Source organism: Rhizobium sp. LjRoot98 (assembly GCF_964252935.1).
Lineage (GTDB): Bacteria > Pseudomonadota > Alphaproteobacteria > Rhizobiales > Rhizobiaceae > Pararhizobium.
The window spans coordinates 390,440-405,890 of the sequence record NZ_CAXUPW020000004.1; the positions used below are offsets into that span (position 1 = coordinate 390,440).

17 protein-coding genes are annotated in these 15,451 nt (G+C 59.9%); 4 read left to right on the forward strand and 13 right to left on the reverse strand.

All coding sequences use genetic code 11. The features are described from left to right. Window positions 1-139 precede the first annotated feature (139 nt). Together ACSQ3J_RS16260 and ACSQ3J_RS16265 are read right to left on the reverse strand one after the other, a co-directional pair. Window positions 140-676 (reverse strand): hypothetical protein, encoded by a 537-nt coding sequence (locus tag ACSQ3J_RS16260; protein ID WP_244482322.1) that lies wholly within the window; start codon window positions 674-676, stop codon window positions 140-142. Then, entirely contained in the window at window positions 651-1,406 is a 756-nt protein-coding gene (locus ACSQ3J_RS16265; RefSeq protein ID WP_060505935.1) for a Crp/Fnr family transcriptional regulator, read from the reverse strand. The genes ACSQ3J_RS16260 and ACSQ3J_RS16265 overlap by 26 nt, the downstream gene beginning before the upstream one ends. A 171-nt stretch (window positions 1,407-1,577) precedes the next feature. Here ACSQ3J_RS16265 and ACSQ3J_RS16270 point away from each other — a divergent pair, with 171 nt between their 5' ends. Then, window positions 1,578-2,444 carry an SDR family NAD(P)-dependent oxidoreductase gene (locus tag ACSQ3J_RS16270; protein WP_060506089.1) on the forward strand — a complete coding sequence of 289 codons (867 nt, stop codon included), beginning with the start codon at window positions 1,578-1,580 and terminating at the stop codon, window positions 2,442-2,444. 119 nt (window positions 2,445-2,563) lie between these two features. After that, window positions 2,564-4,120 carry a VOC family protein gene (locus ACSQ3J_RS16275; protein WP_060505936.1) on the forward strand — a complete coding sequence of 519 codons (1,557 nt, stop codon included), beginning with the start codon at window positions 2,564-2,566 and terminating at the stop codon, window positions 4,118-4,120. A gap of 15 nt (window positions 4,121-4,135) precedes the next feature. On the opposite strand, the gene ACSQ3J_RS16280 is transcribed toward ACSQ3J_RS16275, so the two are convergent. From ACSQ3J_RS16280 to speB, 11 genes are all read right to left on the reverse strand, one after another. Further along, window positions 4,136-4,693, reverse strand: coding sequence for an NADPH-dependent FMN reductase (locus tag ACSQ3J_RS16280; protein WP_060506090.1), 558 nt, complete (start codon window positions 4,691-4,693; stop codon window positions 4,136-4,138). 98 nt (window positions 4,694-4,791) lie between these two features. Next, window positions 4,792-5,745, reverse strand: coding sequence for a ring-cleaving dioxygenase (locus ACSQ3J_RS16285; protein WP_060505937.1), 954 nt, complete (start codon window positions 5,743-5,745; stop codon window positions 4,792-4,794). Window positions 5,746-5,922: 177 nt separating this feature from the next. Further along, window positions 5,923-6,705: a carbon-nitrogen hydrolase family protein gene (locus tag ACSQ3J_RS16290; protein WP_436039554.1), complete on the reverse strand. Its 783-nt coding sequence runs from the start codon at window positions 6,703-6,705 to the stop codon at window positions 5,923-5,925. Further along, the gene (locus tag ACSQ3J_RS16295) at window positions 6,702-7,502 is read right to left on the reverse strand and encodes an ABC transporter permease (protein ID WP_060505939.1); all 801 of its coding nucleotides are present in this window, start codon (window positions 7,500-7,502) and stop codon (window positions 6,702-6,704) included. Before ACSQ3J_RS16295 ends, ACSQ3J_RS16290 begins: the two co-directional genes overlap by 4 nt. After that, complete coding sequence (locus ACSQ3J_RS16300; protein WP_060505940.1) at window positions 7,499-8,353, reverse strand: ABC transporter permease; 855 nt, start codon at window positions 8,351-8,353, stop codon at window positions 7,499-7,501. The genes ACSQ3J_RS16295 and ACSQ3J_RS16300 overlap by 4 nt, the downstream gene beginning before the upstream one ends. After that, complete coding sequence (locus ACSQ3J_RS16305; RefSeq protein WP_060505941.1) at window positions 8,350-9,387, reverse strand: ABC transporter ATP-binding protein; 1,038 nt, start codon at window positions 9,385-9,387, stop codon at window positions 8,350-8,352. Before ACSQ3J_RS16305 ends, ACSQ3J_RS16300 begins: the two co-directional genes overlap by 4 nt. Before the next feature lie 153 nt (window positions 9,388-9,540). After that, entirely contained in the window at window positions 9,541-10,629 is a 1,089-nt protein-coding gene (locus tag ACSQ3J_RS16310; RefSeq protein ID WP_436039555.1) for an ABC transporter substrate-binding protein, read from the reverse strand. 93 nt (window positions 10,630-10,722) lie between these two features. Next, a complete protein-coding gene (locus tag ACSQ3J_RS16315; protein WP_060505943.1) occupies window positions 10,723-11,370 on the reverse strand; it encodes an amino acid ABC transporter permease in 648 nt (215 codons plus the stop codon). Beyond that, entirely contained in the window at window positions 11,367-12,035 is a 669-nt protein-coding gene (locus ACSQ3J_RS16320; RefSeq protein ID WP_060505944.1) for an amino acid ABC transporter permease, read from the reverse strand. Before ACSQ3J_RS16320 ends, ACSQ3J_RS16315 begins: the two co-directional genes overlap by 4 nt. A 4-nt stretch (window positions 12,036-12,039) precedes the next feature. Then, the gene (locus ACSQ3J_RS16325; protein ID WP_060505945.1) at window positions 12,040-12,846 is read right to left on the reverse strand and encodes a transporter substrate-binding domain-containing protein; all 807 of its coding nucleotides are present in this window, start codon (window positions 12,844-12,846) and stop codon (window positions 12,040-12,042) included. A 234-nt stretch (window positions 12,847-13,080) separates the two neighbouring features. After that, the gene (speB, locus tag ACSQ3J_RS16330) at window positions 13,081-14,142 is read right to left on the reverse strand and encodes an agmatinase (RefSeq protein ID WP_060505946.1); all 1,062 of its coding nucleotides are present in this window, start codon (window positions 14,140-14,142) and stop codon (window positions 13,081-13,083) included. Window positions 14,143-14,205: 63 nt separating this feature from the next. Between speB and ACSQ3J_RS16335 the strand changes: the two genes are divergently transcribed. Continuing rightward, the gene (locus tag ACSQ3J_RS16335; protein WP_156393926.1) at window positions 14,206-14,442 is read left to right on the forward strand and encodes a hypothetical protein; all 237 of its coding nucleotides are present in this window, start codon (window positions 14,206-14,208) and stop codon (window positions 14,440-14,442) included. Then, window positions 14,399-15,445 (forward strand): LysR substrate-binding domain-containing protein, encoded by a 1,047-nt coding sequence (locus tag ACSQ3J_RS16340; protein ID WP_156397724.1) that lies wholly within the window; start codon window positions 14,399-14,401, stop codon window positions 15,443-15,445. The genes ACSQ3J_RS16335 and ACSQ3J_RS16340 overlap by 44 nt, the downstream gene beginning before the upstream one ends. Window positions 15,446-15,451: the final 6 nt, after the last annotated feature.

Here is a 15,451-nt window from a genome sequence, read left to right on the forward strand (position 1 = left end):
AAGATGAGCAAGCATGCTCCTCGCTGCATTGACGGCAGTAGGGAGGCTATGCGGATTTTTTACATAAGCATAGCGAAAACCGCAGGTTGAGACCCAAGGGGAATGGCTATGCGGGAAAATGCTTGCCGGGGGGAAAGGTCTAGCGCCGGTTGGCCAGTCCCGCGCCGAGAAGACCAGCCACGGAGCTCTCGTTGAAAGGCTTGGTAATGCGGGATATGTCGCGCAGTTCGGGGGGAAAGACGAAGTCGTCGCCGTAACCGCTGACAAAACCGAAGTCTATGGCCCGCTCGATGAGGATCGTGGCGAAGTCGAAGCTTGTTTGAGTACCCAGATTGACGTCGAGAAGCGCAAAATCGAAAGACTTCTCCTCGATCAGCGCCTGCGCCTCGGCAACATTTCCAGCAATGTCGACATGCTCAATGCCGATCGACTTTAAAACATCCTCGGCGTCCATGGCGATAATGAAGTTGTCTTCGAGCACCAATACACGCTTGATCGAGACTGGAATTTCCGTGAGCGTCACCGATAAGTCCCTGTCCGCGAATCGCCTGCACCATTCGAGCGCAAGCCCTGAAACCAACACGTATGACAACGAAGCGGTCACGGCATTTAAATAAGACACGTACCGACGCAATTGGGCAACACCCCACTCAGATAAACGGGCGGTGCTGCTCACGATACCCCTCCCAGCCCGAAATCTTCATCAGCCCGTCGTCGTCCAGAATATCACAGCCGCGGTCGGCCCAGCGGATGAGCTTGCGCTCGCCGAGCTTCTTCAGCGTCTTGTTGGTGTGAACGATGGAAAGCCCGAGTGTATCGGCCACATGCTGCTGCGTGATCGGAATGGAAACACGTTCGCCCTTGAACAGGTTGCTTGCCTTGGCGCGTTGATAGAGGAAGGCCAGCAAATAGGCGGCCCGTTCGAGCGCTGACCGCCGGCCGATGCTCAGCAGATTTTCGTCGAGGATTCGTTCTTCCTGCGCAGCAATCCAGGTCAGGTCGTAGGCAAGATCCGGATAGTTGCGGTAGAGTGCACCAAGCTTGTCACGCTCGAAAACGCACAGAGTGACTGGCGAAAGCGCCTCGACCGAATGCTGCATTTCGCCCATCAGGCTACCCTGCAGGCCGATCAGGTCTCCCGGCATCATATAGTTGAGGATCTGGCGGCGGCCATCATCGAGCATCTTGTAGCGAAAACCCCAACCGGACAGAACCGTAAACAGATGAGCGCTATGCGACCCTTCCACCAGGATGGTGGTTCCCGCGTCGACCGCCAGTTCTCCAGTCTTGAAGTTGGAAACGAATTCCAGTTCATCCGGCTTGAATTCGCGGAAATGCGGAAGCGCCCGCAAAGGACATTGTTCGCAAGGCGTCTGCCGGCTGTTCCGGGTCTTCGATGTGGCCATTGGGTTCCTCTGCGCAACGCCCGGACGGAAAATCAGGGCAGTGAATTCCTGTAAAAATTAGGGCCGCCTGTCCTTCCGGCAAGAGGACGGCCCACGGCAATGGTGGACTTATCCCGCCAGCTTGCCTAGTTTTCCATCCATGACCATACCCTCGAAAACGAGATGGAAGCGATGAATCATCCAGCCTTTGCCAATCACCATGTTGCCGTCGTGACCGGAGCGGCGTCCGGGATCGGCCTGGCGGCTGCCAGGCGCTTTGCCGGACTTGGCATGAACGTTGTTCTCGCTGATCTACCGGGTGAGCGTCTGGACAAGGCCGCCCGGGAAGCAGCAGCCCTTTCCCCGCATGGGGCCGGAAGTGTCATTGCGATCGCGACGGACGTATCGAGCATCGACTCTCTCAAGGCGCTGGAAGCCGGAGCCATTGAACGCTTCGGCCGTGTACATGTGCTGATGAACAATGCAGGCATCCAACCCGGCAGCGCAATTTTGGGTGCACAGGATGCGTGGGAAAAGGTCTTCGCGGTCAATCTCTGGGGCGTTATCAACGGCTCGCGCGTCTTTGCTCCCGCCATGATCGCCCACGGCCAGACGGGCCTGATCATCAATACCGGCTCCAAGCAGGGCATCACCACTCCGCCTGGCGACCCCGCCTACAATGTTGCGAAAGCCGGCGTCAAAGCCTTCACCGAAGCGCTCCAGCACGATCTGCGCAACACGCCCGAGTGCCACATCACTGCCCATCTGCTGATCCCCGGCTTCGTCTATACCGGACTGACCGCAAACGGCCGCACCGAAAAGCCGGACGCAGCTTGGACGTCCCAGGAGACGGTCGACTTCATGATGCAAAGCCTTGAGGGCGGCGATTTCTACATTCTCTGCCCGGACAATGACGTGGCGCGCCCCACCGATGAAAAACGCATTCTCTGGGCGGCCGGGGATATCATCGAAAACCGCCCTCCACTATCGCGTTGGCATCCGGACTATGCTGACGCCTTCAAGGCCTTCCTTGTAAAGGACAGACCTGGAATCAGCTAAGACGGCTGCGATAGGTGCCCTTTTGGACGCCCATTCGGTGGACAATGTGTTTACGCAGAAGCGCTGGCACCGCACTCTGTTTGCTGCTTTTGTGCAGCCAAAGCAATGGATTGGAAGATATGACAAGCGGCATCCACCACATCACCCTGATCACGCGCAAAGTACAGCCGAATGTCGATTTTTATGCAGGATTCCTTGGCCTTCGCCTCGTCAAGCGCACAGCCGGGTTTGAGGACGCAGCACAACTTCATCTGCTTTACGGTGACGAGACTGGTTCGCCGGGATCGCTGGTCACATTTCTCGTCTGGGAGGACGGCGCACCCGGCCGCGTCGGCTATGGCCAGCCGAGCGAGATCGCCTTTGTCATTGCGCCGGAAAGCCTCGGCTTCTGGCTGACACGGGCGCTTCGGTACAATGTGGCGGCAACTGGCCCGACACATGAATTCGGCGAACCGGTCATCCGGCTGAAGGATCCCGACGGCGTCATCGTCAAGCTCGTCGGCAGCGATGCCGTGACCAGCCCCTCTCCGCATGTAACGGCCGATATTCCGCAGGAAGACGCGATCCGGCGGCTGCGCGGCGCAACCATCCTGACAGCCACGCCCGATGGCACAGCCGCTTTCGTGACGCGGCATTTCGGCTATGCCGAAGCGGACCGAACGGACGCGATCCAACGCCTTGTCTCCGATTCCGGCGATATCATCGATGTCCGCGATGCCGGCGGCTTCTGGACGGCGGCCCCCGGCACCGGCACCATCGACCATATCGCCTTCCGCGCCTCAAGCGTGGCGGCTGTCAAGGAGCTGCGCATGCAGCTTGAGGCGGAAGATGCGGGCGAAATCAACGCCCATAACCGCAAGTATTTCTATTCGCTCTATGTCCGCGAACCTGGCGGCACGCTGTTCGAATTTGCCACCGACACGCCAGGCATGACGGTGGATGAAAGTCTTGAGACCTTGGGAACGAAACTGTTCGTGCCCGAGCATTTTGGCGGAAATCTGCAGGACAACCTCGTCATGCTGCCGCAATTCGGCCTGCCCGGCGAGGAACGTTTCACGGAACGCGACCTGCCGTTCATTCACCGCCTGCACCAGGCGGATGATCCCGATGGCACGACATTGGTGCTCTTGCACGGCAGCGGCGCCAACGAAACCAGCCTTCTGCCGCTCGGCCGCCAGATCGCGCCGAACGCGCTGCTTCTCAGCCTGCGCGGCCGCAGCACCGAGGAAGGACACCCCCGGTTCTTCCGCCGGATCACGCCCTTCACCTTTGATCAGAAGGACATCGCCTCGGAAGCCGAAGCCTTCGTGGCGATGATCGAAGGGGCTGTTTCGGGCTACGGCCTTGATCGCGACAAGATGGTTTTCGTCGGCTATTCTAACGGCGCCAACATGCTGATCGCTACCATGCTGTTGCACCCCGGACTGATCCGCAAAGCGGCGCTGCTGCGCATGATGAACCCGTTGGAAACAGTACCGGAAGTGAATCTATCCGGCACTGAGATCCTGCTGGTAACGGGAAAGACCGATGGCTATTCCCGCTATGCCACACCGCTGGAGGGCGTGTTGCGCGACGCGGGCGCAACACTTGCAACCGTCACCCTGGATGCCGGCCACGAGATTGGTCCGATGGACGCAGACGCGGTTCGCGATTGGCTGAAAACGATCGGGGGCTGACGCCCCCGCACGGCCTTACTTCGATTTTTCTGCAACATAGCTGGCGAAGGCCTCAACAAAAGCCTTCAGCCTCGCCTTCGCCTCATCATCGGTCAGATGGCCTTCCTTGTCGAACAGCGACGCCGCCTTCGGCAGTATCAATCGCTTGCCGGACCAGAGATCCGCACCAAGTGTGCGCAACACGGACAGCCACGCGTTCTGGCTGAGCAGCGTCCCAAAAGGTCCAGGTGACGTCCCGGCAATGGCAAAAGCGCGTCCGGCAAACACATTCGGCGCACCGGTCATCGACGAACTGACCCAGTCGATGGCGTTCTTGAACACGCCGGGCATCGAATTGTTGTATTCCGGCGTGAACAGGATGACACCATCTGAAGCGGCGATCTGATCCTTCAGCAATTGCACGGCCTCCGGCACGCCTTCACGCTCGACATCGGCATTGTAGAGCGGAATGCCTTCGATGGTGCCGGATGTAAACGCCACACCATCAGGCGCAAGCGTCAGAGCCGATTTCAAGAGAGCAGTGTTGAACGACGCCTTTCTCAGGCTTCCGGAAATGCCGATCAGTTTTGTCATGCGGGAGAATCCTTCCATACTTTGCCGGAAGAATGCTGCGAAATGCAGAAAAGTACAGACAAAAAAGCCGGGAGTTTTGCTCCCGGCTTTTGTTGTCGTTAGACCAGCGGCTTCAGCCGGGCCTCGATCTGGACACGCTTGTGCTCCAGGAACGGCGGTAGCGACAGGCCTTCGCCCAATGTTTCCATCGGCTCGTCCACGGCGAAGCCGGGGCCGTCGGTGGCGATCTCGAACAGGATGCCGTTCGGCTCGCGGAAATAGAGCGAGCGGAAGTAGAACCGTTCGACCTCGCCGCTCGACGGAAGGCGGAAGCCCTCGAGACGTTCGGTCCATGCGTGCAGCGCAGCCTCGTCCGGTGCGCGGAACGCGACGTGGTGAACGGCACCGGCTCCCTGGCGGGCCGTCGGCAGGCCGGGCTGAACAGCAACATGCAGTTCGGCGGCCGGGCCGCCTTCGCCCATCGAAAACACATGCACCTCGCCATTGCCATCCGGCGACGGGTACTGGCGCTGCTTCGTCATGTTCATCACCTGCTCCAGCACCAGTTGCGTATTGGTGATATCCGGAACGCTCATGGTGATTGGGCCAAGACCCTTGATCTGGTGTTCGGCTGGAACCGGGCTGCGATCCCAGGGATGCGACGGCGCAAGCCCACCATCGTCGATCAGGCGGAACCGCTGGCCCTCGCCGTCTTCAAAATCAAGCGACAGGCGGCCGTCGATCTCGATGACATCGCCGGACGCGACGCTCAGTTCGCCGAAGCGGGCCTTCCACCATTCGATGCTCTCCGGGCTGCCGACACGAAGACCGGTGCGCGAAACACTGTGAGTACCGCGGGTTTCGCGATTGACGGGCCAATCGAAGAACGTCAGGTCGGTACCCGGCGTTGCCTCACCATCGGCATAGAACAGATGATAGGCGGTGGTATCGTCCTGGTTCACGGTCTTCTTGACCAGACGCATGCCGAGGACATGCGTATAGAAACGCACGTTTTCCTTGACGTTCGCAGTGATCGCGGTGAGGTGATGAATTCCTGTCAGTTGCAAGCTCATGGCTGCCTCCATTCGTTATGTCTGGAGCGAATATCGGCTGCATGAGCTGTTTTATAAAGATGCCCTGCGCGGACAGAACGTTCACAATATGTGAACGATGATTTGGGCCTTGCTGCATCAAGCCGGTTTGGACAGGTGTCAGGCTTTTAACCCTGAGCCAAAACATCAGTCGCCGGATCAGGCGCGATGCGTGAGGTCGGTGAGATAGGTATTTTCGGTTTTCGAGACCTGAAAATCGGCAGGGTTGATGCTCGTGAGCATCAAGGCCTCGCCGTGTGGAAGTGCCTTTGCCAGCAGACTGCCATCGGGTGCTGCGATCCGCGACGATCCGGCGAATGTAAATCGTTCATCCGCACCGTGATGATTGATGTAGGCGACGAAAACCTGATTTTCGAAGGCGCGTGTCTGGATCATGTGATCGGCAATGAAGGTACCGGAGTAACCGGCCGGCAACGCCGTCGGCACCAGCACCGCATCCGCCCCCGCCAAGGCAAGACGGCGGACATTTTCCGGGAACTCGACATCGTAGCAGATCAGCATGCCGCATTTGACACCACGGTGATCGAACAGGACGGTGCCCGGTTCGGGAGCCGCAAACAGCCCCCGCTCGTAATCACCATAAAGATTGGACTTGCGATAGATGACGGGGGCCGCCGGACCATCCACATAAACGGCACTGTTGAAGACCGTGCCCTCTGCCCTCTCGGCGAAACCTGCAATGATCGCGATGCCAAGCTCCGTCGAGATCGACTGCAACCGCCGTACCAGAGGTCCGTCCACCGGCTCCGCCAGTTCGCGAATTATATCACCGGCGCCGTAGCCGGTAAGCCCGAGTTCGGGCGTGATCAGCAGGCTTGCACCTTTGGCCGCCGCGTCCCGCGCCGCCTGTTCGATGCGGGTGAGATTGGCGGCGATATCGCCGCTTTCCGATTTCATCTGCAAAGCGGCGATGGTGATCATGTGTCGTCCGATGACATGGCGCCGAGCAGTTTTGGCAGATCGCCGAACCGCGCGACAAGGGAGAAGATGATGGCGGCGGTCGCCACGAACAGGATCGTCACGGATGCCATGGTCGGCGTGTAGCCATAGCGCAGGGCATTAAAGATCTTGATCGGCAGCGTTTCCATGGTGAAGCCGACGGTCATGTAGGCAACGATATATTCGTTGAGCGACAGCACGAAGGCAAAGGCATAACCCGACACGATATAGGGCAGGATCAGCGGCAGCACGACCGTGCGGAAGATCGTCTTGTCATCGGCGCCCATGGTTGCGGCGGCCTCGACCAGCGAGCGGTCGATCGCGGTAAAACCGAGCGACAAGGTCACCAGCGGCAGCGTCACGAAGAAGATCGCGTGGCTGACGACGGCCGTCCACGGCTGGCCGTAAAAACCGGTCGTCGCCCAGAACGTCAAAAGGCCAAGGGCTGTGATCACAGGCGGCAGCGTAAACGGCGCGATGCCAAGAAGCTGAAAGATGTTCGCCCAAGGCGCGATCCGCCGCCAGAGAAACCAGGCGAGCGGCAAGGCGATCGCAACGGCCAGAGCCGCCGACAGGATGGCGAGCGTCAGCGAGGCAAACAGGGCGTTGCGCCACTCCGGATTGAGGAAGATTTCGCCGTACCAGGACAACGAAAACCCCTTCGGCGGGAAGGCCAGCGTCTGCTTGGCGTTCACCGACACACCGGCAACGACGATCATCGGCAAGGCCAGAAACAGGCCGATCAGGAAGAAATAGACTTTGCTGAGCGCACCGGTCATGCGGCTTCTCCCTTGCGTCCGGCAAGAACCGTTAACGCAACAAGGCCGAGCGTCACCAGCACCAGGAACACCGCCATTGCTGCCGCAAAGGGCATGTTCGACTGGTAGATCGCCTGATCGGTGATCAGCACCGACAGCGTCCAGTGCTGCGGCCGGCCGAGAAGCTGCGGCAGGAGGTAAGACCCGAGCGCGAAGATGAAGACCATGATCAGTGTTGCGGTAATGGTGTTGCGCAGCGCCGGAACGACGACCGTGAAGAACGCCTTGATTGGCGAAGCGCCCAGCGTGCGGGCCGCTTCGGTCAGGGTCGGGTCAAGCCGCACGAGGGCCGGATACAGCACCAGGACGGTGTAGGGAAAGGCCTGATAGACCATGCCGGTCAACACCGCTCCGAAACTCGGCAAAAGAGCTTTCGCCTCGCTCATGATACCCGCCATGACGAGCAGGTTGGTAATCCCGGCAGTCCGCGAAAACAGCGTCGACCACGCAAAGCCGATGATGACTTCCGACAGCGACAGAACCGAGAGCAAAGCCACCAGCCAGACGATCTGCACTTTCCGCGTCATGCGGGTCAGAAGATAGGTGAAGGGAACGGCAAGCAAGACGCAGCAGATCGCCACCGTCACCGCCAGCATCAGCGAGAAGCCGAGCACGTTGGCAAAGAACAGGCTGAGAAAGCGCTCATAATTGGCGAACTGGAAGGCAGGTACATAGAAGCCGCCCTGCTGGCGCTGGAAGAACGAGACGGCAATCATCGTCGCGAACGGCACGACGAAAAAAACGATCAGCATCATCGCCGGGAAGAACAACGGGCCGTAATCGCTAAGTTTTTGCGGGGCTTCGCGTCTCATTTGGCCAGCACCACGCAGACGTCCGGCAAAAGCACCACGCCGACCGGCTGACCGACGGTGACATCGGGGCGGGCGCGCGGCGTCGAGACTGCAACGAGCTGACGGCCGGCAATATCCACAAAGGTTTCGATCGTGCCGCCGAGATCGCGCACGAAGGTGACGGTGCCGGACAGCGCGCCATTGCCGGGTGCCGTCAGATGCACGTCTTCCGGCCGGATCGACAGCGTCGCTTTGCGGACACCTCCCCCGAGAGAAACGCCGGACACCGGCTGGCCAAGAACGGTGACGCCACCAGTGCTGTCGGCTTCCGCCTCGAGAAGATTGGTCGAGCCGATGAAGTCGGCAACGAACGTGTCGGCCGGACGGCGATAGATCTCGATGGGCGAAGCGGCCTGGCGGATTTCGCCGCCCTTCATGACGACCACCGTATCGGCCATGGTCATCGCTTCGCGCTGGTCATGGGTGACGACGATGGTGGTGATGCCGAGCTTCTGCTGCAGCTGGCGCAATTCTACCTGCATCGCTTCGCGCAGCTTAGCGTCGAGCGCCGACAGCGGCTCGTCGAGCAGGAAGAGTTTGGGCGAGATCGACAGTGCCCGGGCGATCGCGACGCGCTGGCGCTGGCCACCGGAGAGTTTTGCTACCGGCCGGTCGGCATAGCCGGAAAGGTGGATCATCGACAGAAGCTCATCGACACGCTTCTTCTGATCTTCCTTCGGCACGCCGCGAATGCGCAAGGGGTAAGCGATGTTCTCGCCGACGGTCAGGTGCGGAAACAACGCCAGCGACTGGAACACCATGCCGAGATTGCGCTTGTGCGTTGGAACATGGGTGATGTCTTCGCCGTCAAGCCGGATCGCGCCGCCGGTCGGCAGGTCGAGGCCGGCGATCATCCTGAGCAGCGTGGTCTTGCCGCACCCGGACGGTCCGAGCATGCAGACGAACGTGCCATGCGGCACCGTCAACTCGACATTGTTGACCGCGGTGAAAGTCCCGAATTCCTTCGTGACATTGTTGAGGGCGAGGCCTGACATTGTTTTTGCTTCTCAAACATGGTGGTTAGAAAAGCCCCTCACCTAACCCTCTCCCCGCAGGCGGGGAGAGGGGATGACGGAGCACTCCGCATATCCCTTCTCCCCGTAAACGGGGAGAAGGTGGCCGAAGGCCGGATAAGGGGCTTTCCCCCTTCAACCGACGATCAGTTCGGTCCATTTCTGGTTCAGCCAATCCGACTTCGTCTGGTAGAGATCGTAGCGCGGAATGATCGGCTCGATGTCGGACGAAACGGCTGCGAATTCCGCATCCGTCAGGTCCATCAGCTCGCGCTTCACCGTCGGCGACGTGCCGACCTTGCGCGACAGCAATGCCTGGATCGATGGCTGGCTCATGTAATCGATGAAGACATGTGCTTCCTCGACCTTCGTCGATGCGCGCGACAGCGCCCAGCAACCCGAGTCCTGAATGCCGCCTTCCTTCGGGAAGGTCGAGCGGACAGGATTGCCATCGGCAGCGGCAAGGCCGGTGACGTCATGGTAATACTGGCCCATCGGGATTTCGCCCGATTTCAGCGCCTGCTCGAACTGGGCTTCATCACGATACCAGAGGCGAACGTTCGGCTTGACCTCGGCCAGCTTGTCGAACGCCTTCTGCACGCCTTCTTCGGTATCGAGCGCATTGGTGCCGCCGAAGAACGTCTTCGCCGTCACTTCGAGCAGGAACGAGTTGGACACGAGCGCAAGAAGGCCGAGCTTGTCGGCGTTTGCCGGGTCCCAGAATGCCTGCCAGGATGTCGGGGCTTCCTTGTAGACGTCGGTATTGGTGACAAGCGTGATGTACCAGGAAACGGCACCGATACCGGCAACACGGCCGTCTGGATACTTGTTGACAAAGCGGTCGATCAGGTTGGAGCCGTTCTTGATCTTGGCCATGTCGAGCGGCGCCCAGAGATCGGTCGCCTGGCCCTTCAACATCGCCACCTGCGACATCATCGAGACGTCGGCCGGAGCCCGACCCGCCTTGGCGGCCTGGTCCAGCTGAACCAGCCAGGCTTCACCGGTCGGCTCGGCAATCGCTTCAACGGCAATGCCGGTTGCCTTGGTGAAGTCCGGGAAGATGTTCTTGTCGAACGAATCCTTGAAATAACCGCCGTAGACGCCGACCTTCAGCGACTTGTCCTGCGCACGCAGGATCGACGGCATCGCCAGCATCGATGCACCGGCAAGACCGGCGCCGAGTACGGCACGCCGGCCGATGGGCTGCTTGAGAAAATCTGTCATCATGGTTCTCCTGTTTATGCCGGTGCCGCTTTTGTGGCTTCCGGTCTGTTCCCAAGTTTTGGTCCGGCTTGCAAGCCCCGGACCATGGTTTGATCAGTGTTTTAAAGCACGAAGTTCGAGCATCTTTGCGTAACGCGTCAGCGGAAAGCACAATGCGAAATAGATCAGCGCCACAAAGCCATAAACCTTGAACGGTTCGAAGGTCGCATTGTTGATCGCATTCGACGTTCTGACCAGCTCCTCAAAGCCGATAATCGATGTCAGCGCGGTGCTCTTGATCAGCTGCACCAAAAAACCGACCGTCGGCGCCCGCGTCATCGCAAAGGCCTGCGGCAGGATGATCAGCCGCAATTGCTTCAGATAATGCAGGCCAAGGCTGCCTCCGGCATCCCATTGCCCGACCGGCACCGCCTGCACACCCCCACGCCAGATTTCCGCCAGGAACGCGCTTGCGCAGAGTGTCAGGCCCAGCACCGCCGCCGTCCAGGGTTCGATACGCAAGCCCAGCAGCGGCAGGCCAAAAAACAGCAGGAACAGCTGCATCAGAAGCGGCGTGCCTTGAAACAGGCCGATGTAATATTCGGCAAACCGCTGCACCCAGAGCCGCTTGGAAATGCGCATGAACAGGATCAGCAAGCCGACGATGGTGCCGCCTGCGAAGGCAACGGCGGACAACAGGATCGTCCAGCGCGCCGCCAGCAGAAGATTGCGGATGATGTCCCAGAGGGTGAATTCAATCACGACACGCCTCCGGAGAGGAAGCGGTTACCGCCGGCGACAAGCAGGCGGCGAAGGCCGATACTCATGGCGAGATAAACCAGCGTGATGACGAAATAGGTCTCGAACGCGCGGAATGTCCGGGCTTGCAGCAGATCCGCCTCATAGGTCAGTTCGCGCACGGCGATCTGCGAGACCACGGCCGATTCCAGCATCATGATGACGATCTGGCTGGTCAGCGCCGGATAGATCACCTTCAGCGCCTGCGGCAGCACGATCTTGATGAACACCAGGCGCGGCCGCAGACCGAGCGCAAGTGCCGCCTCGCGCTGCCCTTTCGGTACCGCGTCAAGACCGGCACCGACGATCTCCGTCGTATAGGCCGTCATGTTCAAGGTCATCGCAAGAATGGCGGCGGCTACCGGATCAAGGCGAATGCCAAGACTGGGCAGCCCGAAGAAGATGAAGAACAATTGCACCAGAAACGGCGTGTTGCGGATGAGCTCGACATAACCGGCGATCGCGCGGCGCAGCCACGCATGACGGCTGCGACGTCCTGCGGCACCCAAAACGCTGAGCACGATGCCGGCAACAGCCGACACCGCGATCAGGAAAAGCGTCATGGCCGCGCCGCTGGCGATCAGCGAAACCGCATCGCCCAGCCAGCCAAAATCGAGCACATAGCCCAAAGGATCAATCCTTCAGGTTTTCAGGATTGAGCGGCACTTTCAGCCATGCTTCCGAACTTGCATTCAGCTTGCCGTCGGCCAGCATCTTGGCAACCGCATCGTTGATCGCCGTCTTCAGGCGGTCTTCGCCCTTGTTCAGCGCCAGATGCGAGGGCGAGGTCAGAAGCTGAAACTTCTGTTCCGGCTTCAGGGCTTCCTGACGGGCCAAAACCTGGGCACCGACGTCATTGCCGACCACCATCAGTTCGGTCTGGCCGGAGATGAAGGCCTGGATCACCGAGTTATAGTTGTCGAAACGCTTGATATCGGCATCCTTGGGGGCTGCTTCCGTCAGCGAGGTGTCTTCCAGCGTGCCGCGGTTGACCGCGATGCTCTTGCCGGCAAGATCTTCCTTGCCTTTCACTTCCGTTGCAGCCGGGCCGATCACGGCGATGTAGTATGGCGCATAGGCGGCTGCGAAATCGATGACTTCGGCGCGTTCCTTGCTGAAGCCGACGCTGACCAGCATATCGACGCGCTTTTCGGTGAGGTACGGAATGCGGTTCTGACCGGTGACCGGCACCGGATTGAGCTTCACTTTCAGGCTGTCGGCGATGTATTGCGCGACGTCGATATCATAGCCCTTGAGGCTCATATCGGCGCTGGCCGAGGAAAAAGGCGGGAAATCGGCGAAGACACCGACGTTGAGCACGCCAGCTTTGGTGATGTCGTCGATGGCATCGGCATTGGCAGCCGATGCGAAGCCGAGAACAGCGCCGCTGAGCATCAGGGCGGCGGTCAGGCCGGATTTGAAAGTCGAGAGTTTGGCCATTGTATTCCCCTTTGTGATTTTTGTTTGCAATAGGCACGGCTGAGTGTGTGGCGTCTGCCCCTCACCCCATAATCGGGACGAGGGAAATGTTGGTTGCTGCCTCTTCTCCCCAGCGGGGAGAAGTGCCGAGCGTATGCGAGGCGATGAGGGGCCGCGCATCGAGTATCGAGCGGGCCGCCCCCTCATCCGGCCCTTTGGGCCACCTTCTCCCCGCAGGGGAGAAGGGAAACGTCTCTAATCCCGCGTGCCGTTGACGAACGGGCTGAACACCATCAGGCTCAGGATCTCGAACAGGACCTGCGAGCCAACATGCGCGGTATTGGTGGTCGAATCGTATTGCGGCGCCACCTCGACGACATCGCCGCCGACCAGATTGAGACCCTTCAAGCCACGGATCAGCTCCAGCACTTCGCGGGTGGTGAGACCACCGATCTCCGGCGTACCGGTGCCCGGCGCAAAACTCGGATCGACGCTGTCGATGTCGAAGGAGAGATAAGTCGGACCATCGCCGACGATCTTCTTCGCCTTCTCGATGATCGCCGGAATGCCCATGCCGGTCACTTCCTCGGCATGAACAACGGTCATGCCGGACTCGTAGGAGAACTCCCACAGATATTCCGAGGAACCACGGATACCGATCTGGATCGTCCGGGTCGGATCGAGCACTCCGTCGAGCACTGCGTTGCGGAACGGCCCACCATGGTGGAACTTGGTCAGATCGTAGGCGCCGCCGGTGTCGCAATGAGCGTCGATATGAATCATGCCGACCGGGCGCTTCTTGCCGACGGCCTTCAGGATCGGATGACTGACCGAATGGTCGCCGCCGACAGAAAGAGGAACCACACCGGCATCGACGATCTGGTTGATGCGCTTTTCGATGTCGTCATGGCTGAGTTCCAGCCGGTAGCGGCTCTGGAACGGCACGTCGCCAATATCGGCGACGCGCAGGTCATGCACCGGCGCGCAGCCGAGAACGTGGTTGTAAGGACCGATGCGCTCGATCGTGCGCATGGCGCGCGGCCCGAAACGCGAACCCGGACGATTGGTGACACCGAGATCCATCGGCACGCCGACGATGGCGACCTGAAGATTGCCGAAATCCGGCTCATTGGCATCAACAGGCATATGCGGCGCCATCAGGAAGGTCGGAACGCCCGAGTAAGGCGCAAGACGGGTGCCGTTCTTGGAGAAGATCTTGTCGGCCACCTTGCGGAAGGTCGGATCGAACATCTCGCCGCCATGGGCTTCGCCGTACTTCGCCTTCAGTTCGTTGAGCTTGCTGTCATCCCACGCCATGTCCGCTTGACCTTCTGTTGGGCCTGGAAGACGTGCGATTTTGGGCGAGTTGGCGAGCGTAAAATGAGACTGCTCGTGGCGCCTAAAGCCGGAAAACCGCCGTTGTTTGCCAGCGATGGTACCGGATGCATGTTCCCCAGGCTTTTGCCTTTGTTGATCTCATTAGGAAACAAATTGATTGGAAAATCAATTGACATTGTTATAGCTTTTGATGTGAGAAAAACTAACATCGATTTCGATGCCGTGGAGCGCATTTTTGTCCAGCCGCCTGCCCCCGTTGAACCCCTTGCGCGCTTTTGAAGCGACTGCCCGGCGTGGTTCGGTTTCGGCAGCAGCCCGCGAGCTCAACGTTACGCATGGTGCGATCAGCCATCAGATAAGAGCGCTGGAACTGTCCTTCAACGCCGCTTTGTTCGAGCGCGGCGGCAAGCGGTTGAAACTGACCTCGCAAGGTGCGCTGCTTTTGCCCGCCGTCACCCATGCCTTCGAGGGCATTGCCGCCGCCACCGCCGCGATGACCCGGCCGACCACCAGCGGCGAGCTGCGCATCGTCTGCGTGCCCGCACTTTTGTCCTTCTGGATGATCCCGCGCCTGCACCAGTTCACCGAACAGTTTCCGGACGTGCAGCTGACGCTGATCGCCTCCAATGACGCCGCTAATCTGTTCTCCGCCGATGTCGATATCTGCCTGCTCTATGGCGACGGCAACTGGCCGGACTGCTGGGCGCGGCTGTGGAGCCGGCTGGAACTGTTTCCAGTGGTCAGCCCCACGCTTCTCAACATGCGGCCGTTGCGGTCGCTACGCGACCTGCGCGATCACGTCATCCTGCACGGTGACGACGGGCGCGAATGGAACACCTGGCTTGCAGCAGCCGACGGCATCGATATCCAGCGTGGCCGCCAGCATTTCATGAGCGACGCCCGGCTTTCGACCGAGGCCGCCCTGCATAATCAAGGCGTAGCGCTCGGCGATACGATTACCGCCGGCAGCCTGATTGCCAAGGGTGAACTGATCGCCCCGTTCGATCTCACCGTTCCGGCCAACGATGCCTTCTATGTCGCCTGCCGCAACGAGGTGCGCGCGGCCCCGATCGTCAAGGTCTTCATCGACTGGTTGTTTTCCGCTCTTGAAAACGACCCGATGCCGGAGTTACAGACCTCGGCACGCACCATCATCCGCGCCCGCACCCACAAGGTCAGTGCGCCGGAACGACAATCCGCCAAGGACAGCTTTCAGCCGGTATCCTCTCCCGCCCGCAACAGGCGTCCGGAACCCGCGCCGAAACGCCGCGCCAAATCTTAAGAATAG

Bases quoted from the DNA above. Each gene is read 5' to 3' on its own strand.
- ACSQ3J_RS16265 (WP_060505935.1), bottom strand. From the start codon at position 1,406: ATGGCCACATCGAAGACCCGGAACAGCCGGCAGACGCCTTGCGAACAA.
- ACSQ3J_RS16325 (WP_060505945.1), bottom strand. From the start codon at position 12,846: ATGGCCAAACTCTCGACTTTCAAATCCGGCCTGACCGCCGCCCTGATG.
- ACSQ3J_RS16295 (WP_060505939.1), bottom strand. From the start codon at position 7,502: ATGACCGGTGCGCTCAGCAAAGTCTATTTCTTCCTGATCGGCCTGTTT.
- ACSQ3J_RS16290 (WP_436039554.1), bottom strand. From the start codon at position 6,705: ATGATCACCATCGCCGCTTTGCAGATGAAATCGGAAAGCGGCGATATC.
- ACSQ3J_RS16335 (WP_156393926.1), top strand. From the start codon at position 14,206: ATGAGACTGCTCGTGGCGCCTAAAGCCGGAAAACCGCCGTTGTTTGCC.
- ACSQ3J_RS16285 (WP_060505937.1), bottom strand. From the start codon at position 5,745: ATGAGCTTGCAACTGACAGGAATTCATCACCTCACCGCGATCACTGCG.
- ACSQ3J_RS16305 (WP_060505941.1), bottom strand. From the start codon at position 9,387: ATGTCAGGCCTCGCCCTCAACAATGTCACGAAGGAATTCGGGACTTTC.
- ACSQ3J_RS16280 (WP_060506090.1), bottom strand. From the start codon at position 4,693: ATGACAAAACTGATCGGCATTTCCGGAAGCCTGAGAAAGGCGTCGTTC.
- ACSQ3J_RS16310 (WP_436039555.1), bottom strand. From the start codon at position 10,629: ATGACAGATTTTCTCAAGCAGCCCATCGGCCGGCGTGCCGTACTCGGC.
- speB (WP_060505946.1), bottom strand. From the start codon at position 14,142: ATGGCGTGGGATGACAGCAAGCTCAACGAACTGAAGGCGAAGTACGGC.
- ACSQ3J_RS16270 (WP_060506089.1), top strand. From the start codon at position 1,578: ATGAATCATCCAGCCTTTGCCAATCACCATGTTGCCGTCGTGACCGGA.
- ACSQ3J_RS16275 (WP_060505936.1), top strand. From the start codon at position 2,564: ATGACAAGCGGCATCCACCACATCACCCTGATCACGCGCAAAGTACAG.
- ACSQ3J_RS16300 (WP_060505940.1), bottom strand. From the start codon at position 8,353: ATGAGACGCGAAGCCCCGCAAAAACTTAGCGATTACGGCCCGTTGTTC.